The 23,206-nt window shown below is 68.4% G+C and carries 23 protein-coding genes; 12 read left to right on the forward strand and 11 right to left on the reverse strand.

The genetic code is table 11. From position 1 onward, the window contains the following. Positions 1 to 87: 87 nt before the first annotated feature. The gene (locus VJ162_RS16910) at positions 88 to 2,067 is read right to left on the reverse strand and encodes a MutS-related protein (RefSeq protein ID WP_324665915.1); all 1,980 of its coding nucleotides are present in this window, start codon (positions 2,065 to 2,067) and stop codon (positions 88 to 90) included. Between the two features lie 120 nt (positions 2,068 to 2,187). Here VJ162_RS16910 and VJ162_RS16915 point away from each other — a divergent pair, with 120 nt between their 5' ends. Together VJ162_RS16915 and larE are read left to right on the forward strand one after the other, a co-directional pair. Then, positions 2,188 to 3,438, forward strand: a complete 1,251-nt coding sequence (locus tag VJ162_RS16915; RefSeq protein WP_324665916.1) for an outer membrane protein assembly factor BamB family protein — start codon at positions 2,188 to 2,190, stop codon at positions 3,436 to 3,438. 78 nt (positions 3,439 to 3,516) lie between these two features. After that, complete coding sequence (larE, locus tag VJ162_RS16920; RefSeq protein ID WP_324665918.1) at positions 3,517 to 4,386, forward strand: ATP-dependent sacrificial sulfur transferase LarE; 870 nt, start codon at positions 3,517 to 3,519, stop codon at positions 4,384 to 4,386. Here larE and VJ162_RS16925 read toward each other — a convergent pair whose 3' ends face one another. Beyond that, the gene (locus tag VJ162_RS16925; RefSeq protein WP_324665919.1) at positions 4,387 to 5,004 is read right to left on the reverse strand and encodes a histidine phosphatase family protein; all 618 of its coding nucleotides are present in this window, start codon (positions 5,002 to 5,004) and stop codon (positions 4,387 to 4,389) included. It lies immediately after the preceding gene. Beyond that, positions 5,001 to 6,410 carry a twin-arginine translocase subunit TatC gene (tatC, locus tag VJ162_RS16930; RefSeq protein WP_324665920.1) on the reverse strand — a complete coding sequence of 470 codons (1,410 nt, stop codon included), beginning with the start codon at positions 6,408 to 6,410 and terminating at the stop codon, positions 5,001 to 5,003. Before tatC ends, VJ162_RS16925 begins: the two co-directional genes overlap by 4 nt. A gap of 107 nt (positions 6,411 to 6,517) precedes the next feature. Here tatC and VJ162_RS16935 point away from each other — a divergent pair, with 107 nt between their 5' ends. From VJ162_RS16935 to VJ162_RS16945, 3 genes are read left to right on the forward strand one after another with little or no spacing between them, the layout of a single operon-like run. After that, positions 6,518 to 8,734, forward strand: coding sequence for a twin-arginine translocase subunit TatC (locus tag VJ162_RS16935; RefSeq protein ID WP_324665921.1), 2,217 nt, complete (start codon positions 6,518 to 6,520; stop codon positions 8,732 to 8,734). A 44-nt stretch (positions 8,735 to 8,778) separates the two neighbouring features. Beyond that, positions 8,779 to 8,955, forward strand: a complete 177-nt coding sequence (locus tag VJ162_RS16940) for a ribbon-helix-helix domain-containing protein (RefSeq protein ID WP_324665922.1) — start codon at positions 8,779 to 8,781, stop codon at positions 8,953 to 8,955. Continuing rightward, positions 8,945 to 9,640 (forward strand): queuosine precursor transporter, encoded by a 696-nt coding sequence (locus tag VJ162_RS16945; RefSeq protein WP_324665923.1) that lies wholly within the window; start codon positions 8,945 to 8,947, stop codon positions 9,638 to 9,640. Before VJ162_RS16940 ends, VJ162_RS16945 begins: the two co-directional genes overlap by 11 nt. Before the next feature lie 157 nt (positions 9,641 to 9,797). Here VJ162_RS16945 and VJ162_RS16950 read toward each other — a convergent pair whose 3' ends face one another. Next, a complete protein-coding gene (locus tag VJ162_RS16950; RefSeq protein WP_324665926.1) occupies positions 9,798 to 10,592 on the reverse strand; it encodes a 23S rRNA (uridine(2552)-2'-O)-methyltransferase in 795 nt (264 codons plus the stop codon). Positions 10,593 to 10,745: 153 nt separating this feature from the next. Between VJ162_RS16950 and VJ162_RS16955 the strand changes: the two genes are divergently transcribed. Genes VJ162_RS16955 through VJ162_RS16965 form a run of 3 tightly spaced genes read left to right on the forward strand, consistent with a single transcriptional unit; the run spans position 10,746 to position 13,071 of the window. Further along, entirely contained in the window at positions 10,746 to 11,489 is a 744-nt protein-coding gene (locus VJ162_RS16955) for a DNA polymerase sliding clamp (RefSeq protein ID WP_324666031.1), read from the forward strand. 52 nt (positions 11,490 to 11,541) lie between these two features. Beyond that, positions 11,542 to 12,423 (forward strand): alpha/beta fold hydrolase, encoded by an 882-nt coding sequence (locus VJ162_RS16960; RefSeq protein ID WP_324665928.1) that lies wholly within the window; start codon positions 11,542 to 11,544, stop codon positions 12,421 to 12,423. A gap of 36 nt (positions 12,424 to 12,459) precedes the next feature. Continuing rightward, a complete protein-coding gene (locus tag VJ162_RS16965) occupies positions 12,460 to 13,071 on the forward strand; it encodes a DUF7139 domain-containing protein (protein ID WP_324665930.1) in 612 nt (203 codons plus the stop codon). A gap of 22 nt (positions 13,072 to 13,093) precedes the next feature. Here VJ162_RS16965 and VJ162_RS16970 read toward each other — a convergent pair whose 3' ends face one another. Continuing rightward, entirely contained in the window at positions 13,094 to 13,909 is an 816-nt protein-coding gene (locus tag VJ162_RS16970; RefSeq protein WP_324665933.1) for a DUF4382 domain-containing protein, read from the reverse strand. Positions 13,910 to 14,029: 120 nt separating this feature from the next. On the opposite strand from VJ162_RS16970, the gene hjc reads away from it, so the two are divergent. Beyond that, positions 14,030 to 14,548: a Holliday junction resolvase Hjc gene (hjc, locus tag VJ162_RS16975; RefSeq protein ID WP_324665935.1), complete on the forward strand. Its 519-nt coding sequence runs from the start codon at positions 14,030 to 14,032 to the stop codon at positions 14,546 to 14,548. Positions 14,549 to 14,599: 51 nt separating this feature from the next. On the opposite strand, the gene VJ162_RS16980 is transcribed toward hjc, so the two are convergent. Beyond that, positions 14,600 to 15,232, reverse strand: a complete 633-nt coding sequence (locus VJ162_RS16980; protein ID WP_324665936.1) for an SWIM zinc finger family protein — start codon at positions 15,230 to 15,232, stop codon at positions 14,600 to 14,602. A gap of 317 nt (positions 15,233 to 15,549) precedes the next feature. Here VJ162_RS16980 and VJ162_RS16985 point away from each other — a divergent pair, with 317 nt between their 5' ends. Further along, the gene (locus VJ162_RS16985) at positions 15,550 to 15,759 is read left to right on the forward strand and encodes a DUF7472 family protein (protein ID WP_324665937.1); all 210 of its coding nucleotides are present in this window, start codon (positions 15,550 to 15,552) and stop codon (positions 15,757 to 15,759) included. On the opposite strand, the gene priL is transcribed toward VJ162_RS16985, so the two are convergent. From priL to VJ162_RS17010, 5 genes are all read right to left on the reverse strand, one after another. After that, positions 15,756 to 16,841 carry a DNA primase regulatory subunit PriL gene (gene priL / locus VJ162_RS16990; protein WP_324665939.1) on the reverse strand — a complete coding sequence of 362 codons (1,086 nt, stop codon included), beginning with the start codon at positions 16,839 to 16,841 and terminating at the stop codon, positions 15,756 to 15,758. The genes VJ162_RS16985 and priL overlap by 4 nt on opposite strands. Positions 16,842 to 16,924: 83 nt before the next feature. Then, positions 16,925 to 17,104, reverse strand: a complete 180-nt coding sequence (locus tag VJ162_RS16995) for a DUF7534 family protein (protein WP_324665940.1) — start codon at positions 17,102 to 17,104, stop codon at positions 16,925 to 16,927. 280 nt (positions 17,105 to 17,384) lie between these two features. Beyond that, positions 17,385 to 18,662, reverse strand: a complete 1,278-nt coding sequence (locus tag VJ162_RS17000) for an adenosylhomocysteinase (RefSeq protein WP_324665942.1) — start codon at positions 18,660 to 18,662, stop codon at positions 17,385 to 17,387. Positions 18,663 to 18,706: 44 nt separating this feature from the next. Continuing rightward, positions 18,707 to 19,582: a hypothetical protein gene (locus VJ162_RS17005; RefSeq protein ID WP_324665943.1), complete on the reverse strand. Its 876-nt coding sequence runs from the start codon at positions 19,580 to 19,582 to the stop codon at positions 18,707 to 18,709. 130 nt (positions 19,583 to 19,712) lie between these two features. Beyond that, positions 19,713 to 21,011 carry an amidohydrolase gene (locus VJ162_RS17010; RefSeq protein WP_324665946.1) on the reverse strand — a complete coding sequence of 433 codons (1,299 nt, stop codon included), beginning with the start codon at positions 21,009 to 21,011 and terminating at the stop codon, positions 19,713 to 19,715. A 92-nt stretch (positions 21,012 to 21,103) separates the two neighbouring features. Here VJ162_RS17010 and VJ162_RS17015 point away from each other — a divergent pair, with 92 nt between their 5' ends. Together VJ162_RS17015 and hisG are read left to right on the forward strand one after the other, a co-directional pair. Beyond that, a complete protein-coding gene (locus VJ162_RS17015) occupies positions 21,104 to 22,303 on the forward strand; it encodes an MFS transporter (RefSeq protein ID WP_324665947.1) in 1,200 nt (399 codons plus the stop codon). A gap of 44 nt (positions 22,304 to 22,347) precedes the next feature. Next, positions 22,348 to 23,196 (forward strand): ATP phosphoribosyltransferase, encoded by an 849-nt coding sequence (gene hisG, locus VJ162_RS17020; protein WP_324665949.1) that lies wholly within the window; start codon positions 22,348 to 22,350, stop codon positions 23,194 to 23,196. The last annotated feature ends 10 nt before the right edge of the window (positions 23,197 to 23,206 follow it).

The following is a 23,206-nucleotide window of genomic DNA, read 5'->3' on the forward strand; positions in this document are numbered from 1 at the left end:
CGCCGCGGGCAACGCGTGGCATCCGTTCGGCGGGTCGCTCACCGCGTCGGTTTCGAGGCCTTCCCGACCCGTCGGGAGCGCCTCGCGCTACTCGAACTTCTCCAGCAACCCGCTGTAGAAGCCGTCGCCGTCCTCGGCGAGTTTCTCGACGATAAGCTCCGGTGTCGAGCGGGCCAGCTCGCCTTTGACCGGCGAGCGGTTGACGCGCAACTCGCCGTCGACGAGCCCCTCGGCCTGGATGCCGTCGACGGAGAGGTCGGCCTCGGCGGCTTCGAGGATGTCCTCGGCGAGGTGGGAAACGAAGACACCGGCGGCTTCCCGCTCGGCCAGCGATTCGAGGATGCCGGCGATGATGGTCGCCGCGGCGCCGGGCTCGGTGATGGATTCGAGCTCGTCGACGAGCACGAGGACGGGGCGGTCGGCCGAGACCTCGCTGACCAGCTCGCCGAAGTCCCGCAGTGTGGTCTCGAAGGCGCCCGCGTCCAGGGTCCCCTGGGTCTTGGCGTGGTAGTGGAGCTCCGATATCCGCCCGACCCGAGCCGACTCGGCGGGGACGGGCAGCCCCATGTGGGCCAGGAGGGTCACGAGCGCGACCAGGTCAAGCGTCGAGGTCTTGCCCCCGCTGTTGACTCCCGAGAGGACGGTGACGCCGTCGACGGCGTAGTCGATCGGCTCGACATCCTCGAAGGGAACGTCAAGCAGCGGCGACCGGCCGCCCTCGATGGCGAACCCCGGTTCGTCGGTCAGTTCGGGCATCGTACAGCCGAAGTCGTCGGCAAAGCGGGCGACGGCAAGCTCCACGTCCAGCTCCAGGGCCGCATCGACCAGCGCCTCGGCGGCGGGCCGCAGCGACGCCAGCTCGTCCGCGATAGCGCGCTTGCGCTGGGTCGCCCGCCGGTCACGCGTCGCGGTCAGCTCCTCACGCAGCCGCGAGACGACCCGTTCCTCGTGTTCGACCGGGTAGGTGGGCTCGTCGGGGAACGCCCGGCGGGCCATCGACGCCGTCTCGCGCAGGTCGAGCGCGTCGACCAGGTGGTCACGGGCCCGCTCGACGGCGGCGGCGTACTCGTCGGCCAGCTCCCGGTCGAGCAGCGAGTCCACGCCGGCGCCCCGCTCGACCAGTGACAGCAGGTCCGTCCCCTCGATGGTCACGTCCCGCTCCTCGATGGCTTCCCGCAGGTGGTCGTTGGCGACGCTCTCGGCGGCGGAGACGGCGGCATCGAGGTCGTCGACCGCCGTCGAGAGCCGGTCGAGCTCGTCGTCGCCCCGGACCCCGCCGTCGGCGTCGAGTTGGGCCAGCGCGTCGGCGAGGGCGTCGAGGTCACAGTCCGGGTCGAGGTCGGCCGCCCGATGGACCGCGATGGCCGCCTGCACCGCGTCGCGGTTCCGGGCGAAAAACGTGAGGACGCGCTCGGGGACGACCGAGGCCGGCTCCGCCAGCGCGTCTGGCTCGACGCGTACGTCCCCCTCGACGTCGACGCCGGCGAAGGCCTCGTCCAGCACCACGACCGTCGCGTACGAGCGGGCCAGTTCCGCGAGCTGGCGGGCGTCGTCGACGAGTTCGACGCTCACCTCCGGGATGGCCGACCCCGCGGCGGCGTACGTCTCGGCGTCGCCGGTCGCCAGACAGCGGTCCCGGACCCGCACGTCGCCGGGCTCTGTCAGGGGTTCGACCCCGGCGAGTGCCTCGCGGACCGCGGGCGTCGGCTCGCGGGCGAGCGCCCGCTCGGTGAAGGCCCGTACCTCGTCGATGCGGCTCGGGACGCCGCTGGGGTAGAGTGTCTCCAGACGCTTGGCGCCGTAGTCGGTGACGGTACGCTCCTGAAGCAGGGCGAGTGCCGCCTCGTACAGCTCTCTGGCCCGGGGCGTGGCGGCGAAGCCACCGGGGTCGTCGTGTTCGGCCCGGATCGCGCCGCGAGCGATGTGGGCGGCCCGGCCCTCGCTGATACCCGGGGCCCGCGAGAGCGCGGCCACGTCGCCCTCGCTGAGGGCCCGCTCGGGGTCGTCGAGTTCGCGCAACGCCTCGGCCGTCTTCGCCCCGACCCCCGGTACCGATTCGAGCTCCATCTGTCGGCTCATTCGCGGCCGGCGAGAAAAAACCTCCCGTGGCAGCCCCGTGTCGGCGATGCGTGGACACTCCCGCCGTACGGACAGATAGTTTAAGCCAACCGGTGTTCGATAGCACACATGACGCGCCGACCGACGAGACGCGAGTACCTGCTGGCGCTGGGAATCTCCGGGACAGCGGGGCTCGCGGGCTGTAACACGACGGAGAGTGAGCCGCCGACGGAGACCGACGCCGGGACCGCCACGCCGACAGAGCCCGACACGCCGGTCGACACGCCCGAACAGCCAAGCGAGTCGGAGCCGATAGACGCCGACTCGATAGGCGGGTGGCCGATGTTCGGCGCCAACCCGGCCCACACCAGAACGGCGCCCGGGGAGACCGGGCCCACGGAAAACGTCACCACGCGGTGGACGTTCCGGGCGGACAATATCATCCAAACGTCTCCGGCCGTCGTTGACGACACGGTCTACGTTGGGAGCCACGATGGCTACGTCTACGCACTCGACGCCGCCGACGGGAGCCGGCAGTGGGCCTTCGAGACAGGTGGAGTCGTCCAGTCCTCGCCGGCCGTCGTCGACGACACGGTCTACGTCGGCAGCAGCGACGGCTACGTCTACGCGCTCAACGCGGCCGACGGGAGCCGGCAGTGGCGCTTCGAGACGGACGGTCCCGTCGTCTCGTCCCCGACAGTCGTCGACGGTATCGTCTACGTCGGCAGCAACGACAACCACGTGTACGCACTCGCCGCGGCCGACGGGAGCCAGCAGTGGCGCTTCGGCACACGGGGCCGCGTGCAGGCCTCGCCGGCGGTCGACGACGGCACCGTCTACGTCGGCAGCCTCGGCCAGCGAATGTACGCGCTCTCCGCCGCCGACGGGAGCCAACAGTGGGTCTTCGAGACCGGCCGATACGTGTACAGTTCGGCGACGGTGGCCGGCGGCCTCGTCTACGTCAGTACGTCGAACAACACCGAGGGAACGCTGTTCGTGCTGTCGGCGAGTGACGGGACCGAACATCGGCGCTTCCAGGCCAGGACGAACCGCGGGCCGACGGTCGCAGTCGCGGACGGTACCGCGTATCTGGGTACGACACACGACGACATCTTCGCCCTCGATGCCGCCACCGGCGCCGAGCAGTGGCGGTACCGGCCCGGCGGCTGGCTGGCAGCCGAACTCAGCGTCGTCGGCGACACCGTCTACGCCGGCTGTGGCGACGGGATAGTCCGCGCACTGGACACCAGCGACGGCAGCGAGCGCTGGACTGTCGATACGGGCGCCCTGATTCGGACGCCGCCGGCAGTCGTCGACGGTATCGTCTTCGTCGGGAACTACGACGACACCGTCACGGCGATTGCCGAGGAGTCGCGCTAACCGTCGCCCGCGTTCGGGGCGTGGACGGCCACGGGCCGACGCGAAGGCGTTTTGCCCGTCCGGCCAGTATCTCGCCGCATGTCCGCTGTCGCCGAGACCGCCGCCGCCGTTCGCGAGGACCTCGCCACACGGGACGGCGTCCTGATAGCCTTCTCCGGGGGCGTCGATTCGAGCGTCGTGGCGGCGCTGGCCCACGACGCGCTCGGCGACGACGCCGTCGCCTGTACCGCGAAGTCGGAGACCCTCCCCGCGGCTGAGCTCGACGACGCGGTGCGGGTCGCCGAGGAGATCGGTATCCGCCACGAGCTCGTCGAGTTCTCGGAGCTGGACAGCGACGATTTCGTCGCCAACGACGAGCAGCGCTGCTATCACTGCCGCTCGATGCGGCTGGGCGCGATGTACGACCGCGCCCGCGAACTCGGCATCGACGTGGTCTGTGACGGCACCAACGCCTCCGACGCCGGCGAGGGGCATCGTCCGGGCCTGCGGGCCGTCGAGGAACTCGACGCCTACTCGCCGCTGCTGGAACACGGCATCGAGAAAGAGGAGGTCCGTGCCATCGCCCGCGAGTACGACCTCTCGGTCGCCGACAAGCCCTCGATGGCCTGCCTCTCCTCGCGCATCCCCACAGGGTTAAACGTGACCGAGGAGCGTCTCTCCCGCGTCGAGAAGGCCGAACGGCTGCTGCGAACCTGGGGGTTCGAGCAGTTCCGGGTCCGGGACCACGACGGGCTGGCGCGTATCGAAGTCGGGGAACAGGAGCTAGAGGCCGCGCTCGACCCCGATTTCGTCCGGGCCGCCCGGGACCACATCGGGGACTGTGGCTTCGACCACGTGACACTCGATTTGCACGGTTATCGGACTGGCAGCGTCAGTCCCGAAGACGAGCAGTCGGGCGAGGACGTGGTCGCGGACGTGTTCGACGCCGACTATCCGAGCGCGGAGTAGTCAGTCGCGCCACGGCGTGGCGCCAAAGCGGACCAGCTCGGGGTCACCGTCGAGCCCGACCTCGGTGACCGAGCAGTTCGGCGGGGAGTTCCGAGCCAGCGAGGCCAGCGAGCCCCGGTCGGTCAGCAACGCCCGAACGAGCTTCAACACGCCACCGTGTGTGACGACGAGGGCCGTCTCGCCGTCGGCCACGGCCTCGGTGACGAGCCGCCAGGCGCGCTCGACGCGGTCGAGAAAGGTCGCCACGGACTCCCCGTTCAGCGGGTCGACGTCGAGCGTGAGGAAGCTCTTCGCGCGGTCGTGGTCGGGGAAGCGGTCGGCCACCTCCTCGGTCAGGAGCCCCTGATAGACGCCGAAGCCCCGTTCGCGAAGCGACGGGTCGAAGGTGGGGGCGGGGAGCCCGCCGGCGGCCTCGCGAACGGTCGCGGCGGTCGCCCGGGTCCGTTCGAGGTCCGAGGCCAGCACGCGGTCGACGGTGTGAGCCGTCCCGAGCCACGCGCCAAGCGCCCGGGCCTGCTCGTCGCCCCGGTCGGTCAGCCCCGTCGCGGCCCACCCCTGGACCCGCCCCTCGCGGTTCCAGGGGGTCTCGCCGTGGCGAGCGAGCAGCAGCGTCGTCACTCTGCACCGCCCCCGCTCGCGGCGCGGCGGGCGACCAGTAGGCCACCCTCGAACGCCAAGAACAGGGCCAGAGCGACCCCGGCGGCCGCGGTCGGCGCCAGGCCGAACTGGTCGACAAGCCGGAACAGGGTCGGGTCCGGCGTCGAGAGGTAGCCGACGACGATGGCGACCGTCCAGACCGGCAGGCGGACCCGGCGGAGGCCGCGCCACAGCCGCGCGCTGCCGTAGTAGTTCTTGTTGAGGTAGGCCGTCAGCTCAAAGAGGAGGATGAGCCCGCCACCGACCAGGATGGAGGGGGCGAAACCGACCTCGGCCAGCGGCCCCGTGAGCGAACTCGGCAGAGCGCCGTAGTAGCCCGTCGGCACCGGGAGCGGGCTGAGGACGTAGCCGACGAGGGCAAAGAGGAGATAGGCGTAAGGCCGGCGCTTGGCCACGTCCTCGGCGGTCGGAACCGGGGAGCTGGTGCCGGTCCACCGCAACAGGAGCAAGGTCCCCTCGAAGAGGCCGATCATCGTCACCGCGACCATCAGCGGCGCCATCCCGGTCGGGTCCGGGCTGAAGACGAAGGCGATGGCCGCGAAGGCCCCCCAGAAGTAGAGGCGGCGCTGGACGAGCCACCGGCGGGTCACGACCCCCATCATGATGGCCAGCATGACAAAGAGCGGAATCTGGAAGACGATGGCGAAGAAGCCGAGCATCAGGATGATGAGGTTGAACGTCTCACCCAGGCCGAACGCGAGGTCGGCCGCCCGGTCGGAGTACGTGATGAAGTAGTCGAACATCGCCCGCAGGACGAGGAAGTACGCGAACGCGACGCCGACCGCGGCCAGCACCAGGCTCGTCGGCACCGCGGCCAAGTAGTAGCGGCGCTCGCTGGGGTACAGTCCCGGGCGCATGAACAGGTACGTCTCGTAGACGAACACCGGCAGCCCGACGACCAGTCCCACCAGCGAGGCGACCTTCAGCCGCGCGAGGATGAGCGCGAGCGGGCTGTAGACGTGCGGGCAGTCGGCACCGGCGGGACCGGCCGCCTCGCCGCCCGGCTGGGCGTCGACGGCGATGCGGGCGCAGCTCTCGGCCGGCCCGTCGAGGAAGGAGTACCACAGGAAGTTGATGAGCTCGTCCGATGCGGGCAGGGCGAGCACGGCGACCCCGGCCATCACGGCCAGGACGATGAACAGCCGCGTCGCCATCTCTTCGACGTGGTCGGCCAGGGGCATCTCCTCGTCGTCCGGGGCGCCCTCGAAGGTCCCGTCCGACGCGTCCGGCGCAGGCTCGGCGCCGGCGGCCGCTCCCGCGTCGCCGGCGGCCGCCGGAACCCCCCGGGGGTCCAGACTCGGGTAGATATCGCTCTCGCGCCGTGAGATGTCCCCGTCGAAACCCGAGCGGTCCCCGTCGTTACCCATCTGGGAGCGGTTTAGCGGGAGGTCGTTGTAAACTTTCTTTTCGAGCGAAGCGGGCCCCGCGGGCCATGAACAAATTGATAACGGTTAGTCGGCTACCCTCACGAGAGATGTCGAGCGCTATCGACGAGGACACCGTCCGCACGGTCCAGAGTGGCCGTGAGACGCTGGGCGCGATGCTTTCGGCCGCCCAGTCGAACCTCCAGAAGGTGTTCATCGTCTTCGTCGTCGGCATGATCGGGACCATCATGGCCCTGCAGTACGGGGCCTGGGACCGCCTGCGGGCGGACCTGCTGTACTCCCAGATGGACCTGACGACGTCACAGGCGACAAACATCGTCGCCGTCACGCCCTTCGACGTCATCCTCCTGCAGGTGAAAATCGGGGCCGTCATCGGGATTCTCATGTCGGTACCCCTGTTGATCTACTTCGGCCGCGACGGGCTGCGCCGCCGGGGCTGGTGGCCGACCGAACACATCCCCGCCTGGAAGGGCGCGCTGTTCGTCGTCACCAGCCTGGGGCTGTTCGCCGTCGGCGTCGCCTACGCCTACGAGCTGTTCTTCCCCATCATGTTCAACTTCCTGGCCGGCAACGCGCTGGCCGCCGGATTCACCCCCCAATACTCCATCGTCAAGTGGTTCCAGTTCGTCTTCCTGCTTGCGGTTTCGTTCGGCCTGGCCGCCCAGCTCCCCCTGATGATGACCATCCTCTCGTATACGGGCATCGTCCCCTACGAGACGTTCCGGGAGAAGTGGCGCCTGGCCGTCCTCGCTATCTTCGGGTTCGGGGCGCTTTTCTCCCCGCCGGACCCGTTCACACAGATTATGTGGGCCATGCCGCTGTGTGGGCTCTACGGGTTCAGTCTCGCGCTCTCGAAGCTCGCGGTGACGGTCAAGCGGTCGGGCGACCTCATCAGCACCCGCCGGGTCGCCCGCGAGCGGTGGAACACCGTCCTGGGCGCGTTCGTGGCCGTCGGCGGCGCGGTGTATCTCCTCCTGACAACGTCGGCATTCGGCGCGCTCCGGGCCATCGACGCCGCCGCCGCGCCCTACTCGGAGAGCCTGAAGGGGAACCTCGCACGGCCCGACCTGCTCGGGCTCTCGGCCACGGAGACGGCCCTCGCCATCGGCGCCGTCGTCGGGCTCGCGGGCGCGGCGGCCGTGCTGTACTACCACGTCCTGCAGGCGCTCTCGGAGAGCGCCGTCCCCGACGGCCGGCGCCACGGCGACCCGACCGCCATCGACATCGGCGAGCTGGACGCCTCGGCGGTCAGGGTCGCCCCCGAGGAGGCCTTCGAGGTCATGACCGAAGAGGAGGCGCTGGGTCACGCCGACCGGGCGCTGTCGAGCGGCGACGAGGAGAAGGCCCAGGCCGTCCTCGACCGCTGGGACGCCGTCCACGAGGACGGCGGGCCCGACCCGGGTCCGGCGGACAGCGACGAAGACGCGGCCGCCGAGAGCGACCAGTCCGAGGGCGGCGACAACGTCCTCGCTTCGACCACGGCCGGGATGGCCGACGCCTTCACCGAGGAGGAGACCACCGAGGACGACATCGGCGGCTACTACTACGACATCCGCTTCATCCTCGACTCGCTGCTCTCGAAGGCGTTCTGGATACTGGGGCTGTTCGGCGCCGTGCTGGCCGGCGTCTTCCTCTTTCTCTACCAGGGCGGCATCGGGGCCATCCGCGAAGTGTTCGTCGGCCGCCTCCCCGAGGGAATGCGCGCCGGCGTGAACATCGTGACCCTGCATCCGGTCGAGCACCTCGTCTTCATCGTGAAGTTCTCGACCATCGTCGGGGCCGTCTCGATAATCCCGCTCGTGGCGTACTTCGCGTGGCCGGCGATGAAAGAGCGCGGGCTCGTCGTCGGCGACCGGAAGATACTGCTGGTCTGGGGCGGGTCGCTCTTTGGCGCGCTCGCGGTCGGCAGCCTCGTCGGCTTCCTCTATGTCGCGCCGGTGACCATCTCGGCCATCGCCCGCGACCAGTTGCAGGCCAACATGATAATCTCCTACCGCATCAGCAGCTTCGGCTGGCTCGTGTTCTTCCTCACGGTCGGCATCGGCCTGCTCGCGGAGATCCCCATCACGATGTTCCTGTTCCATCGGGGCGGCATCATCCCCTTCACCCGGATGTACGAGCGCTGGCGCGAGGTCGTCATCGGCATCATCACCCTCTCGGCGCTGTTCTCGCCGAAAGGCATCTTCACGATGTTTCTGGTCGGCGTCCCCGTCTCGCTTGCGTACCTGCTCGGCCTGGCCATCCTGTGGGTGTACACGCTGGGCGGCCGTCGAACGCCCAAGCGACGGGGCGAACCGGCCGATTAGCGCGGAGACGGACGATTTAAGCCGGCCGGCGGTATTCTCCGGATATGCCCAAGATAAGCGTGGAAGTGCCCGCCGAACTCCTCGACGACCTGGACGACCACGTCGGCGAGGACGGGAAGTTCGTCAACCGCAGCGAGGCCATTCGGGCCTCTATCCGGAAGACGCTTGACCTGCTCGACGACATCGACGAGCGACAGGGACGGTTGGACGATGAGCAGTAGCAGCGAGGATCCCGTCCGTATCGGGCTGCTCGCGCTCTTTATCACGTCGCTGGTGGTCGCCCAGGTCACCGCCTCGAAGCTGCTGGCGTTCTCGCTGCCCGTCTCGCTCCCCGTCGCCGGGGACACGCTCGTGCTCCCGGGCGCGGCGCTTGCGTACGCGCTGACCTTCTTCGCCTCCGATAGCTACGCGGAGCTGTACGGGCGACGGGCCGCGACCGTCCTCGTCAACGTCGGCTTCGCGATGAACTTCGTCCTGCTGGGGCTGGTCTGGAGCACCATCCTCGCTCCCAGCCTCCCGGCGGCCGCACAGCCGGTCGACCCCGAAGCGTTCCGTTCGGTACTCGCGGCGAGTACGAGCATCGTCGTCGCCAGCCTCGCTGCCTACGTCGTCAGCCAGAACTGGGACGTGTTCGTCTTCCACGCCATCGGCGAGTACACCGACGGCGACCACCTCTGGCTCCGCAACATCGGCTCGACGGCCTCCAGCCAGCTACTCGATACGGTCATCTTCGTCGGCGTCGGCTTCGTTCTGCTGGGAGACACCGGGACGGCAGCGGCGCTGTCGCTGATTGTCGGACAGTATCTCCTGAAGCTCCTCATCGCGCTGGTGGACACCCCCTTCGTCTACGCCGTCGTCGCCGTCGCCCGCGGTCGGGAGCGGGGCGCCCGACCGACGCCGTGGTGAGCGAGGAACCGAACGAAGTGAGGTGCCTCGACGAAACGGCGAACGGAGTGAGCCATGGAGTAAGCGAGGCGATTCGCTGCGCTCATCGACTCGAAAGCGAACGGTGAAACCGTGAGCGAAGCGTGGAGGAAACGAGACATCGACCACCGGTCCCTCGCTACTCGGCCGGCTGTGCGAACGCGAAGCGCGGTTTCACGTCGTCGATGCGCACCTCGACCGTCTCCCCTTCCTCGACGCCGCTGACGAAGACGGTAAAGCCCTCGACCTTCGCGATGCCGTCGCCCTCCTCGCCGATGTCGTCGATGGTCACCTCGACCACGTCGCCCTCGCGGACCGGCGCAGTCAGGCGGTGTTTCGCGACGAGATACAGCTCCGAGGAGGAGTCCCGGGAGGCGTCCGGCCGCACTTCACGGACGTACTCGAACTCCGGCTCGATGTCGGCCTTGAGGTCCTGTAGGTCCTGGCCGTCGAACACCTTCGCCGCGAAGTCCCCGCCCGAACCGAGCAGGTCGGTCGCGACCTCGAAGGCCTGTCGGACCAGGTGGACCGAGCGGGCGTGGTCCAGGTCGTAGTCGCCGCTCATGTTCGGCGCCATGTCGGAGATGACCACGTCGACGGGACCGCCGAGTTCGTCCGAACTGCCGCCGACGGCGTCGCGGACCTTCTGTTTCGTCGATTCCTCGGTCATGTCTCCGCGGACGTACTCGACCGTCGGCTCCGGGTCCTCCAGGTGCTCGATGCGCTGGCGGTCGACGCCGACGACGGTGCCGCGCTCGCCGACCTCCTCGGCGGCGACCTGCAGCCAGCCGCCGGGAGCCGCGCCGAGGTCGACGACGGTGCGGCCCTCGCCCAGCAGGCCGGCCGTCTCGTCGAGTTGCTGGAGCTTGTAGGCAGACCGGGCGCGATAGCCCTGCTGTTTGGCTTTGTTGTAGTATTTGTCTTTGCCGGACATTTCCCGTCGGTAGTCCCCGAACAGGGTTAGGCGTGTTGTTTTCCTGAGTTGGGACCCGAGGCGACCGCTCCAGCGTCGTACCCGGTGGATTTCCCGCGCGCACGCGAATCAATGAGGGACTTTTTAATGCATGGGGGCGTAGCCCGGTTCAAGATGTTCAACGCCATCGTGAGTGCGGACACGCTCAAGTCGGCTCTCGACTCAGTGAGCGTGCTGGTGGACGAGTGCAAGATCCACCTCGAAGACGACGGGCTGGAGATTCGGGCGGTCGACCCGGCCAACGTCGGCATGGTCGATCTGCGACTCGACGCGGCGGCCTTCGAGTCCTACGAGACCGACGGCGGCCTCATCGGCGTCAACCTCTCTCGCCTGGAGGACATCGCCGGGATGGCCGACGCCGGCCAGCTCGTCCACCTTGAACTCGACGAGGAGACACGCAAGCTCCACATCGCCATCGACGGCCTGGAGTATACGCTCGCACTCATCGACCCCGACTCTATCCGCCAGGAACCGGACCTCCCCGATCTCGACCTCTCGGCCCATATCGTCATCGAGGGGAAAGACATCAACCGCTCCGTGACCGCGGCGGACATGGTCAGCGACCACATCGCGCTGGGCGTCGACGCGACCGACGAGCTGTTCTACGTCGACGCCGAGGGCGACACCGACGACGTCCACCTGGAGCTGACCACCGAGGACCTCATCGACCTCACGCCCGGCGACGCCCACTCCCTGTTCTCGCTTGACTACCTGAAGAACATGAACAAGGCCATCCCGAAAGACGCCGAGGTCGAGATGGAGCTGGGCGAGGAGTTCCCCGTCAAGATGCACTTTGACTTCGCCGAGGGGCAGGGCCGGGTCACCTACATGCTCGCGCCGCGCATCCAGAGCGAGTAACGTCACCTGCGAGGCTCAGACTTTTTTGTCCGGTCGGCCGGAACGTCGGCGTATGGTCCCCGTGGCGGCTCCCGAGACTGTCCCGTATCCGGACAGTGCTGACCCGCAGCATCTCACTGTCGACGGCCGACGCCTCGCCTACGCCACCTACGGCGACCCGACCGGGCGTCCCGTGCTCTTCTGTCATGGGACGCCCGGCTCGCGGCTACTCGGGCGGCTACTCGCCGCGCCGGCCGCCAAGCGCGGCGTCCGTCTTATCGCCCCCGACCGGCCGGGCGTCGGTGCCTCCGAAGACGCCGCCGTCGGTATCGACGGGTGGCCCGAAGACGCCAGCGCGCTGCTGGCCTACCTCGGCGCCGATGAAGCCGGCGTCGTCGGTTTCTCCGGAGGTGCCCCGTTCGCGCTGGCCTGTCACCGGCTCGACGCCGTCCAGTCGGTGACGCTCGTCAGCGGAACCGGGCCGCCCGGCGTCGGTGACAGGGGGCGGGCACAGCGAGCGATGGGAGCGCTGGCCCGGCACGTCCCGTGGCTGTGTGCGGGGCTGGTCCGGCTCCAGCGGTGGGCGCTCGGTCGCCAGGGCCCAGCGGCGGCGCTCGACCTCGTGGCGGAGAGGCCGCCCGAGACCGACGCGCTCGGGCCCGACGAAATCGCTCGTCTGGTCGAGGCCGACGTGCTGGCGGCGACCGCTGGCGGGCCGAGCGGCGTCGTCCGGGAACTCGGGCTGCTCGCCACACCGTGGCCGTTCGAACTCGGCGACGTTTCGGTTCCGGTCGCCGTCTTCCAGGGCCGACACGACACGAACGTGGCGCCGACGACCGGCGGGGCGCTGGCCGACCGGCTCCCGGACGCCACGCTCGAACGGGTCGACAGCGACCACCTGGGGACCCTCTGTGTGGCCGCGGAGCGCGCGCTCCGGGGTCCGACGCCCGTCTGACGTACCGTTTTGTGGGACGGGACACAACGGACCCGCATGGAGCAACTCGGAGACGCGTACGGGGGTCGCCGGTGGGAGGGGCGGGACCCGCGGCGCGTCTACACCGGGGCCGCCCTCTGCGTGCTGGGCGCGCTAGCGGTCGTTCTCGGCCTGCTGGTCGTGACGACGCCCGTCGGCGGGTGGCTGGGCGCGAGCGACCTCCGGGCCGCCGAGAAGCTCGCCGGGACGCTTGGCGGGCTTGGCATCCCGGCGATGTTTCTCGGAGTCGTGGCCGTCCTCCCGTCCTCTAGGCGCGAAAACGTCGGCGTCCTCGTCGGCGCCGGGCTCTGTCTGGTCGGTATCGCGCTCTTTCAGGTGGCCTACCCCGAGCGATGGACGACCGGGGCGGAGACGCTCGCCTTCGAGACGGCGATGGCGTACTTCCTCGGGGCCGCCGTAGCGTTCTGGTTCGTCTTCACCGCGATGGCGAGTTTCCGCACCCGGAACAACCCACAGGGGATGGTCCGGCTAGAGCTGACCCGGCAGGGCGGGTCGAAGACGGTGACCGTCTCCCGCGAGGAGTACCAGCGCTACGCGGCGGCGATTCGCAGCGACGGCGGCGAGACCGAGGAGATTATCCGGGAACTTGAGTCCCGAGCAGAAGAGTAGTCAAACCGTCCCCGAAACGCCCTCAGTCCGCTGTCTGTGTCCCGGTTCCGCTCTCGGCCGCTGTGGTTTCCCCAGTCGAGGTCTCCTCGTCCGTCGAATCCTCGTCGGTTTCGTCCGCCGGGTCGACCTCCTCGACGTCGACGTCTTTCCCGGCGACGCCGCTCTCGCTGATGACCGGCAGGAGGTTGTAGCCGCCGTTGCCCTTCTTTACGACGTTGATGTCGAAGACGAACTCGATGGGCTCGTCGGCCGTTATCTCGAACGGTTTGGTTATCTGGAGCTTGTTGCTCGGGACCGTCACGTCGACGGACTCCCCGTCGACGACCCCATTTACGTCGCTCACGTACAGCTCTATCTTGCTGTACTCGCCGGTCTCCAGCTTCCCGTCGAGGACGCCGATGGCCTTCTCGCCGACGACCTGTGTGAGGTCGACGGTCGGCGAGTCGAGGTCGAAGACGGTGAAGCCGCCCTCGGCGTCGTCTTCGTCGTCAGTCCCGTCCTCGGCGTCGGTTCCGGTTGCCGTCGCTGTCTCGGTTTCCGTCGCCGTCGCTTCGGCCGTTCCGTCCTCAGTCTCGTCCGCCTCGCCGTCGGACTGCCGGCGGTGGACGCGAGCCCTGTCGAAGGTGACATCCAGCGAGTCGAAATCGTCGATATCCGCCGGTCGGTCGCTGATGAGCAGGCGGAAGCTACCCGTGGTCGAGCCGCTCGGCGTGTCGGTGCTCCCGCTGTCCGTTCCGGCTTCGCCGGTCGGGCTGCTACTGTCTGTCGAGCCGCCACAGCCGGCGGCGAGCGCCGTGCCGGTGACCGTGGTCATACTGAGGAATTTGCGTCGGTCCATACCCAGTCCGTTCGGTTGTCCCCGTATATACGAACGGGACCGTTCAGTGCTACCGGCCCGGATGAACCGAATGAACGCTGGACATGAACGGTTTTACCGACGTGGGACCACCACTCGGCAATGGCAAACTCGAACGCGAAGGGTGACCGCCGCGAGCGGGAACTCGTCAACGCCTTAGACGAGGCGGGCTTCGCGGTGATGCGCGCGCCGGCAAGCGGCAGCGCCACCGAGCGGGAACTGCCCGACGTGCTGACCGGTGACGGGGAGACGTTCTACGCCATCGAGGCCAAATCCAGCGCCGGCGACCCCATCTACCTGGACGGCGAGGAGATAGAGGCGCTGCTCTTTTTCGCGCGGAACTTCGGCGCGAAACCGCGCGTCGCGGTCCGCTTCGACCGCGAGGACTGGTTTTTCTTCCACCCGGGCGAGCTCTACACCACCGACGGCGGCAACTACCGTGTGAAAAAGGAGACGGCGCTGTCCGAGGGCACCGACTTCGACGAGTTCGTCGGCAACACCCGCAAAGTGACCCTCGACGAGATGGCCGACGAGAGCGGCCCGGACCAGGCCGTCCTCGACATCCTCTCGGCGTTCGAACGGGGCGACCTCTCGAAGGACGAGGCGGCCGAGATGCTGTAGCGGGTTAGGAAACGGTAGTCACAGCGGACGGCGTGGCACCGTCGCGGGGCCTCACTCGACCAGTTGCTCGTCGGTCCGGTCCAGCCGCGACCGCGGGAACGCGTAGCGACGGGCGGGGTTCGAGCCCCGGGCGTCACGCAGATACGTCGCCGCCACCACGCGGTCGTCGGCGGGATAGCCGTCGTTGCGCTCGTACTCGGCGACGGTCTCCCCCGTCGCCTCGATGACGCGTTCGTCGGCCCGCTCGTCGATCACGCGGGCGACGACGAGACGCTTGCCCGTCTCGCGGTCGAGGACGATATCGCCGGGGACGAGCCCACAGCGCCGGCAGCGGTGGGGCGGGACCTCAGCCTCGGAGACGAACGTGACACGGCCACACACGTCACATCTCGCCCGCTGACGGCCCGGCGGCGCGACGCTGCGGGCGGTTATCTCGATGGCGACCCGCCGCAGGTGTTTGCATCGCTCGCCGCGGATTCGGTGGTCGGGGCAGCTACAGCTGTGCTCGCGCAGGTCGACGCGGTAGGTGTGGCCACTCTCGGTGGTGACGGCGTACGTGTCGTCGTCGCGGCGGTCGACCAGCATCCGCTCGGTCCAGGCGCGACGGGAGCGGGGCTCAAGTCGCTCGGGGTCGGGTGCCAGTGCAGTCGGCTCGGTGTCGTCCGAGGGGCGAATCAGTGTCATAGCGGGCGGACACGGCTGTTTTCTTCGGTGTGTCCAGTCGAAACGTAGGGTCCGAACGACCCTAAATCCCTCGGCCAGGATTGGTCGTAGGTGTTAGAGCGACTGTGAACGTGGACAGCCAGAAAGCCACGCTAACACGGACCGAGAACCACACCGCCAACAGCCAGAAAGCCCCCGCGCTATCGACTCGCGACTCGCTGTCGTGGGACCGTAGCAGGCCGGGGCTCTCTGGCTCTCAGAATTAATCGTTGCTGAAGCAAAAGCTGTTCCTAGAGCGCTTCGACACCCTTTTGCCCGCCCCGAGGATATCGCGGGACATGGAAATCGAGCGGGAGGCAATCGTACAGGTCGTCATCTCGGCCATCGCCCTCGTGACGTTCATCGCCGCAACCGTCTTCGTCGCCTCGACCTACTCGGCCGACGGCGGGCTGACGCCCCAGGGTGGCACCGCGCTGGTTGGCGCTATCGGGCTCTTCGTCGTCGTGATGCTCGGTGCGGGTATCTGGCTCGAACGTCAGCAGTTCTAGGCCTCGGCCGCGTCGTCGCTGTCGTCCGTGTTCTCCTCGCGCCAGTCTTCCAGTTCCTCGTCCTCGGCGTCGTCTATCTTCTTCTCGTAGTACGCCATCGGATGCGAGATTCGCTCACAGAGCTCGTCCATGTTGACACAGTCCCCGTAGGACTGCATGGTCGAACACGCTGGCGTCGAGTACTCGGTCGGGCTGGTGTCGCCGCGGATGTGATCGACCTGATAGCGGGTCGCCTCCTCGCCGAAGCCGGGGTTGACGTTGAACAGGTCGACGATCTCGTCGGTCGTCATCCCGATGCTCGTGAGGAAGGCGGCGATGGCGAATCGGGAGTGGTGTTCGAGGTGTTCGCCCTTCTGGACCTGGTCGAGCAGGGCCTGCATACACGGCGGGAACAGCTCCGGAACGACGGTGTCTATCTCCCGAGTGAGGTCGAGCTCCGCGAGCACCTCGTTTAGCCGCTCGACCTCGTCGCCGAGCTCGTCGGCGATTGCGTCGGGCACCTGGAACGGGAGTCCCTCGGTGACGCGGTGGCGGATCGCTTGCTTCAACAGGACGTGGAGCTCGTCGGCGGCGATGCGGACCCGCCCGTCGGCCAGGGGCCGGTTGACCAGCCGCCAGCGGTCCCCCCGCTGGTCGGCCGCCAGGTCGAGATACGTCCCCACCTCGACCCAGTAGCCGTCCTCGGCGTCGGTGACGGCGCTCGCGAGGTCGAACTCGGCCAGCAGCTGGTCGAGGCTCACCCGTTCGGTGCTCGTCGACTTGAACTCCGTCGTCGCCGCGAACTCCTCGCTGAAGCGGTCCTGGGCCGTCTCGGCCTCGGCTTGGGCGTACTTCCGGGTACAGACGTTCGTATCGACCAGCGAGACGAGCACGCGGGCCACCGGATAGGAGAGCAGTTCGACGCGGGTGCGCCGGTGTGGCTCGCCGACCGTGCCGTCGGTGATGGCGTGTTCGACCCGCTCCACGGCCCGTTCGGTGACCGCCTCGTCCGTCGCGACCACCTCGCCCAGGTCGACCGCCGCGGTCTCGACGGCCTCGCGGGCGGCGGCCAGGAACGGGTAGCGCGCGTGGAGGGGCTGCATGGACACCGCTTGCGCGTGTGGCCGAATAAAATTGCCGTCCCGCCGTCAGCGGTCGTGTGGAGCGTGGGCCGTTCGGAACGGTGTCAGCGCCCCCGCCTGTAGACCAGCCAGTACGAGAGCGGGAGCGTCACCGCCAGAATCGCCAGCGTCGAAAGCACCTGCGAGTACGGGTCCGGCGGTAACAGGAACGCAGCGGCGGCGAAGCCGACCATGATGAAGGCGGATTCGACCGCGAGAAACTCGACGTGGGACTCACCTGTCACTGATACGAATAGCAGTCTCCCGCTCTAATCGATTCCGATTGTCACAACACTGCGATAGCCCACGGATCGGCCAGCGTACTGCTTGCGGGTCACTGCGTTCCCCGTTCGGCCGTGTCCGAGAGGCCCACTTCGTTCGCGTCTCGCCGGGCCTCTCCGCGGGTCGTGACACTCCCCGCTCACTCTACGACGCCCTTCACTGTGCTCAGCCCGCCCGCGCCTCACGGGTCACTGCGTTCCCCGTTCGGCTGATAGGTGGTCGCTCACTCCGTTCGCGACCACCCTACGTCCCGTGCTGCCAGGAGTCCATATACTCGGCCTGGGTCTCTGTCAGCGCGTCGAACTCGACACCCTCGGCGTCCAGTTTAATCTCCGCGACCTCCTTGTCCAGCCGGTCGGGCACGTCGTGGACGCCCGCCTCGTACGCGTCGCCGTTCTCGACCAGTTCGCGGACCACGACGGCCTGGATGCCGAAGCTCTGGTCCATCACCTCGACCGGGTGGCCAAGCGCGATGGGGGTCGCCAGGTTCACAAGTCGCCCCTCCGCCAGCACGTTCAGCCGGCGGCCGTCGGCCATCTCGTAGGCCTGGACGCCGTCGCGGGCCTCGTAGGTGTCGACGGCCAGCTCCGAGAGGGCGTCGAGGTCGATCTCGACGTCGAAGTGGCCGGCGTTGGCGAGCAAGACGCCGTCCTGCATCGCCTCGAAGTGCTCGGAGACGATGACGTCTCGGTTGCCCGTCGTCGTGATGAACACGTCGCCCTCGGCGGCGGCCTCGGCCATCGGCATCACGTCGTACCCCTCCATGTGCGCCTCCAGAGCGCGACGGGGTTCGACCTCCGTGACGACCACGTCGGCGTTCTGGCCGCTGGCCTTCTTCGCGACGCCTTTCCCGCAGTGGCCGTAGCCGGCGACCACGACGGTCTTGCCGGCCCACGAGAGGTTCGTCGTCATCGCAATCGAGGCCAGCGAGGACTCCCCGGTGCCGTGGACGTTGTCGAACAGCCGCTTCATCGGCGTGTCGTTGACGGCGAAGACGGGGTAGTCGAGCTGGCCGTCCTCGTCCATCGCACGCAGGCGGTGGACGCCGGTCGTGGTCTCTTCGGCGCCGCCGACGATGGTGTCGATGAGCTCGGGGTAGTCCTCGTGGATGGCCGCGACAAGGTCCATCCCGTCGTCGACGGTGATGGTCGGCTCGTGGTCGATGACGGCCTCGATAGCGGCGTAGTACGCCTCGTCGTCGACGCCGCGCTCGGCGTAGGAGGTCACCCCGTCGACGGCGTCCAGGGCCGCGCTGACGTCGTCGTGCGTCGAGAGCGGGTTACAGCCGGTGATGGCGACCTCCGCGCCGCCGGCGGCCAGAATCTCGGCCAGGATGGCCGTCTTCGCCTCGACGTGCATCGCCATACCGATGCGCTCGCCCGCGAAAGGCTGTTCGGCCTCGAACTCCGAGGCGAGCGCGTCGCAGATGGGCATGTGCTGGGCTGCCCAGTCCATCTTCCGGCGGCCCGACTCCCGGGCCGCGTCGGCGTCGTCGAGTCGCTCAGAAATGGGCGCTGTCATGCCCGGAACGAAGGAGAGAGTTCGTAAAACGCTACCGAAGCCGGTCAGTTACCGTTGCCGCGAGCGTGGTCCGGGGGCCCGCCGCTGTCGTTGTCCGTCTCGTCAGCGTCGTTCTCGTCGTCCGTCTCGTCAGCGTCGTCCGTCTCGTCAGCGTCGTTCTCGTCGTCCGTCTCGTCAGCGTCGTTCTCGTCGTCCGTCTCGTCAGCGTCGTCGCTATCCTCGGGCGGACCGGCGTGTTCGGGCGGTCCGTTCCGGTCGTCGTCCGTCTCGTTGTCGTCGGTCTCGTTTTCGTCGTCGCTACCCTCGGGCGGACCGGCGTGGTCGGGCGGGCCGCTCCTGTCGTCGTCGGTCTCGTTGTCGCTATCCTCGGGCGGGCCGGCGTGGTCGGGCGGGCCGCGCCTGTCCTCATCCGCGGGCGGACCGGCCCATGCTGGTGCGTTACCCGGATTGTTCTCGGTCACGTACTCGGCGACCTGCTGGCCGACGCCAGTCGTGTTGTCCGAGAGCAGCGACTGGACGAACGTCGAGACGCGTTCGCCGAAGCCGACGGACTCGTTCCCGCTCGAAACAGTCAGGTCGGCCGTCGTCGAGCCCGTTGCGTTACCGGCGGTCGCGGTCACCTCGACGGAGACGTTCTCTTCGGGCTCGGGAAGCGCCACCGTCCCGTTCGCGTCAGTCGAGTAGTTCTCGCCCGCACCCTCGTACGTGCCGTTGTCGAGGGGGTCGGCGGCCACGGTGGCGTTGTCGACGGCGGTACCGTTGTCAGTCACCGTCACCGTCGGCTCGTCGTCTGCCTGCTCGACCGCCACGTCGAGCGCGTCGTTACCGGCGCTGTCGGCCGCGACGGTCGCTGCCCCCGGACCCAGCGCGAACAGGACCACCCCCACTGTGGCCATCACTGCGAACAATCTGGTATACATCACACGTCTATCCTGGGGAGATATCTGATTAAACCCCCTCTCCCGTTCAGTTCGTTCACCCGGTTCGCTACCGCGACAGGACACACGCAGAGACAGTTAGAGAGTTTATAACGCTATTCGAGGGTTTAACTCACGCTGTAGCCCGCTCGACGAGCGCCGCGGCGTGTTCGCCCGCCCGCTCCCGGACCGCCGCCTCGTCGAAGACGGTGACCTCGCGGTCCCGCATGAGCACCTGCCCGTCACAGACCGTGTGGCACACGTCGCTGCCGCGGACGGCGTAGGCCAGATGCGAGACGAGGTCGTGGGCCGGCGTCAGGTGGGCGGCATCGAGATCGACGACGGCGAGGTCGGCGTTCGCGCCGGCTTCGATGCGGCCCGAGTCAAAGGCCAGCAGTTCGGCCCCGTTCGCGGTCGCCATCTCCACGACCGTCTCGGCGGGGACGGCGCTCGCGTCGTCGGCGGCCAGTTTCCCGACCATCGCGGCGTCGCGCATCTCGTCGAACATGTCGAGGTCGTTGTTCGAGGCCGCCCCGTCCGTGCCCAGCCCGACGGTGACGCCGGCGTCGACCATCTCCTGGACCGGCGCCATCCCGCTCGCGAGTTTCATGTTCGAGGCCGGGCAGTGGACCGCGCCGGTGCGGGAGTCGGCCAGCAGGTCGATTTCGGTCCCGTCGACGTGGACACAGTGTGCGAGGAACGTGTCCGCACCCAGCAGCCCCACGTCGTCGGCGTATTCCAGCGGGCGAACGCCGTGGTCGTCGACGAGCGGGTCGACCTCGTCGGTTGTCTCGTTGGCGTGTAAGTGGATGGGCAGGCCGGCCTCGACGGCCTCCGGGACGAACTCACGGAGGTACTCCTCCCCGACGGTGGTGAGGCTGTGGGGCTGGAACGTCGTCCTGATGCGGCCGTCGGCCGCGCCGTCCAGTTCCAGCGCCGTATCGAGACTGGCCTGCATATCGGCGCGGGCCCCCTCGTCGTCCTTGGCGACGGTGACAGCGGTGTGTCCGAGGACGGCCCGCAGGCCCGCGTCCTCGATGGCCCCGGCTATCTCCTCGACGTGGAAGTACATGTCCGAGAGGGCCGTCGTCCCTGACTGAATCATCTCGACCAGTCCGAGTTCGGCACCGACGCGAACGTCCTCGGGCGTGAGTTCGGCCTCGACGGGCCAGATGTCCTCCTGGAGCCACGCGTCCAGCGGTTTGTCGTCAGCGTACCCCCGAAGGAGCGTCATCGCGACGTGGGTGTGAGCGTTGACGAGTCCGGGGATGACGAGGCCGCCGCTGGCGTCCAGTTCGTCGTCGCCCGCCAGTTCGCCAGGGTCGTCGACGGCGACGATGTCGCCGCTGTCCTGGTTGACGAGCACGTCCGCGCGCTCGACGGTCATATCCGGTCGCAGCACCTGGCCGCCGGAAACGAGGAGGTCGGTCATGGGACGGGGTTGGGAACGCCCGGTAATAGTTGGGCCGACTTCTGCCCCGTCCGTCAGCGTCTTTCCGGTCGACCGCCTTCGTCCGATATCAGATGGGTGTCACCGACCGAGTTCGCGGGGCCGTCAGCGACTCGCGGGCCGGCAAGCCCTACCGCCTGCTCGCGGCCGTCTCCGCCGGGTGGTTCCTCGTGCTGGGGATGCGCTTTGTCGTCCCCGCCGTCCTGCCGACTATCCGCGCTGAGTTCGCGGTGTCGAACACGAGCGCGGGCGCGGCGGTGACGGTCCTCTGGCTCACCTACGCCGCCATGCAGTTCCCCACGGGAGTGTACATCGACCGGGTCGGCGAGCGGACGCTGCTGGTCGGGTCGGCGCTGCTGTCCGGCATCGGGTTGCTTGGCTATCTGGTCGCGCCGACCTACGCGCTGTTTGTCCTCGCGACGGCCGGGTTCGGCCTCGGCACCGGCCTCTACGGCCCGCCCCGGGGAACGCTGCTCTCGCGGACCTTCGACGCCCGCGAGGGCGTGGCCTTCGGCACCGTGATGGCCGCCGGCTCCGTCGGCTCGGCGGCCTTGCCGCTTGTCGCCGTCGTCGTCACCGCCCGCTACGGCTGGCGGGTCGGGCTGGCGGCCGTCGCACCGCTCTTTTTGCTCGTGGCTGCCGCGCTGTGGCTCAGCGTCTCCGACCGGGAGACGGCCACGGACGACCGCTCGCTGCGGGCCGACCTCCGGACGGTGCTGGCCGGCCTCCGCGACCGCCGGCTGGCCCTGGCCGTCGGCGGCGCGATGGTGATGTTGCTCGTCTTCCAGGCCGTCACGGCCTTTCTGACGACGTATCTGGTCACCACGCGGAGTATCACGCAGGGGACCGCCGGAGCCATCCTGGCGGGGCTGTTCGTCGGCGGTGCCGTCTCACAGGCGGTGACCGGCCGGCTCGCCGACCGGCATGGCACCCCGGCGGTACTGGTCGGGGTCTGTGTCGTCAGCGCCGTCCCGCTTGCGCTCCTGCCGCTGCTTTCGGGGCGGCTCGTACTGGGGCTGGGCGCGGCGGCTATCGGCGTCCGGATGAGTTCGGGACCGCTGACCAACGCCTACATCGTCGACCTGCTGCCCGATGCCGTCGAGGGAACCGGGTGGGGGCTCCTGCGAACGTGCTTTTTCTCGGTGGGCGCGACCGGGTCGACGCTCGTGGGCCTCTTTGCCGACCGCGGGCTGTTTGACCTCTCCTTCTACGTGATGGCCGGGCTGACGCTGGTCGCCGGTGGGCTCTTTGTCCTGTTGCCGCGGCGAGAGTAAGAACGGAGGGAAAGACAGTAGGCCCGCCCCCTCCCAGTTCCGATATGCGAATCGCCGTCCCCAACAAGGGTCGCTTGCACGAGCCGGCCGAGGAGTTGCTCGAACGGGCCGGCCTCCATATCGTCGACGGAGCCGACCGCCAACTGTACGCCGACACCGTCGACCCGGAGGTGACGGTGCTGTATGCCCGCGCGGCCGACATCCCGGAGTACGTCTCCGACGGGGCGGCCGACATCGGCATCACCGGCTTAGACCAGGTCCACGAGTCCGAAGTGGACGACCTCGAAGAGCTGCTGGACCTCGAGTTCGGGAGCTGTCGGCTCGTCCTGGCCGCCCCGGAGGAGGGCGACATCCAGACCGTCTACGACTTAGACGGCGGTACCGTCGCCACGGAGTTTCCCAACATCGCCCGGAGCTACTTCGCGGACCTCGACGTCGACGTCGACATCGCCGAGGTCTCGGGCGCGACGGAACTGACGCCCCACGTCGACATCGCCGACGCCATCATCGACATTACCTCGACGGGGACGACCCTCCGGATGAACAGGTTAGAGATCATCGACGAGGTGCTGTCCTCCTCGGTTCGGCTGTTCGCCCGCGAGGACGTGGCCGACGACGAGAAGGTCGAACAGGTCCGGATGGCCCTGCACTCGGTGCTGTCGGCGGAGGGCAAACGCTACCTGATGATGAACGTCCCCGAGTCGGCACTGTCCGAGGTGAAGGAGGTCCTGCCGGGAATGGGCGGCCCGACGGTGATGGACATCGCCGGGAACGACGACGTGGCGGTCCACGCTGTCGTCGACGACAGCCGCGTCTTCGAGGTCATCAACGACCTCAAAGAAGTGGGCGCCAGCGACGTCCTAGTGACCGAGATTGAACGCCTCGTGGAATAGTACCTTTTTA

Source organism: Haloarcula sediminis (assembly GCF_035656455.1).
Classification (GTDB): Archaea; Halobacteriota; Halobacteria; order Halobacteriales; family Haloarculaceae; genus Haloarcula; species Haloarcula sediminis.

Excerpts from the sequence above, each read along its gene's own strand:
- VJ162_RS16910 (WP_324665915.1), bottom strand. The coding sequence starts at position 2,067 with ATGGAGCTCGAATCGGTACCGGGGGTCGGGGCGAAGACGGCCGAGGCG.
- VJ162_RS16915 (WP_324665916.1), top strand. The coding sequence starts at position 2,188 with ATGACGCGCCGACCGACGAGACGCGAGTACCTGCTGGCGCTGGGAATC.
- larE (WP_324665918.1), top strand. The coding sequence starts at position 3,517 with ATGTCCGCTGTCGCCGAGACCGCCGCCGCCGTTCGCGAGGACCTCGCC.
- tatC (WP_324665920.1), bottom strand. The coding sequence starts at position 6,410 with ATGGGTAACGACGGGGACCGCTCGGGTTTCGACGGGGACATCTCACGG.
- VJ162_RS16935 (WP_324665921.1), top strand. The coding sequence starts at position 6,518 with ATGTCGAGCGCTATCGACGAGGACACCGTCCGCACGGTCCAGAGTGGC.
- VJ162_RS16940 (WP_324665922.1), top strand. The coding sequence starts at position 8,779 with ATGCCCAAGATAAGCGTGGAAGTGCCCGCCGAACTCCTCGACGACCTG.
- VJ162_RS16945 (WP_324665923.1), top strand. The coding sequence starts at position 8,945 with ATGAGCAGTAGCAGCGAGGATCCCGTCCGTATCGGGCTGCTCGCGCTC.
- VJ162_RS16950 (WP_324665926.1), bottom strand. The coding sequence starts at position 10,592 with ATGTCCGGCAAAGACAAATACTACAACAAAGCCAAACAGCAGGGCTAT.
- VJ162_RS16955 (WP_324666031.1), top strand. The coding sequence starts at position 10,746 with ATGTTCAACGCCATCGTGAGTGCGGACACGCTCAAGTCGGCTCTCGAC.
- VJ162_RS16960 (WP_324665928.1), top strand. The coding sequence starts at position 11,542 with ATGGTCCCCGTGGCGGCTCCCGAGACTGTCCCGTATCCGGACAGTGCT.
- VJ162_RS16965 (WP_324665930.1), top strand. The coding sequence starts at position 12,460 with ATGGAGCAACTCGGAGACGCGTACGGGGGTCGCCGGTGGGAGGGGCGG.
- VJ162_RS16970 (WP_324665933.1), bottom strand. The coding sequence starts at position 13,909 with ATGGACCGACGCAAATTCCTCAGTATGACCACGGTCACCGGCACGGCG.
- hjc (WP_324665935.1), top strand. The coding sequence starts at position 14,030 with ATGGCAAACTCGAACGCGAAGGGTGACCGCCGCGAGCGGGAACTCGTC.
- VJ162_RS16980 (WP_324665936.1), bottom strand. The coding sequence starts at position 15,232 with ATGACACTGATTCGCCCCTCGGACGACACCGAGCCGACTGCACTGGCA.
- VJ162_RS16985 (WP_324665937.1), top strand. The coding sequence starts at position 15,550 with ATGGAAATCGAGCGGGAGGCAATCGTACAGGTCGTCATCTCGGCCATC.
- priL (WP_324665939.1), bottom strand. The coding sequence starts at position 16,841 with ATGCAGCCCCTCCACGCGCGCTACCCGTTCCTGGCCGCCGCCCGCGAG.
- VJ162_RS17000 (WP_324665942.1), bottom strand. The coding sequence starts at position 18,662 with ATGACAGCGCCCATTTCTGAGCGACTCGACGACGCCGACGCGGCCCGG.
- VJ162_RS17005 (WP_324665943.1), bottom strand. The coding sequence starts at position 19,582 with ATGTATACCAGATTGTTCGCAGTGATGGCCACAGTGGGGGTGGTCCTG.
- VJ162_RS17010 (WP_324665946.1), bottom strand. The coding sequence starts at position 21,011 with ATGACCGACCTCCTCGTTTCCGGCGGCCAGGTGCTGCGACCGGATATG.
- VJ162_RS17015 (WP_324665947.1), top strand. The coding sequence starts at position 21,104 with ATGGGTGTCACCGACCGAGTTCGCGGGGCCGTCAGCGACTCGCGGGCC.
- hisG (WP_324665949.1), top strand. The coding sequence starts at position 22,348 with ATGCGAATCGCCGTCCCCAACAAGGGTCGCTTGCACGAGCCGGCCGAG.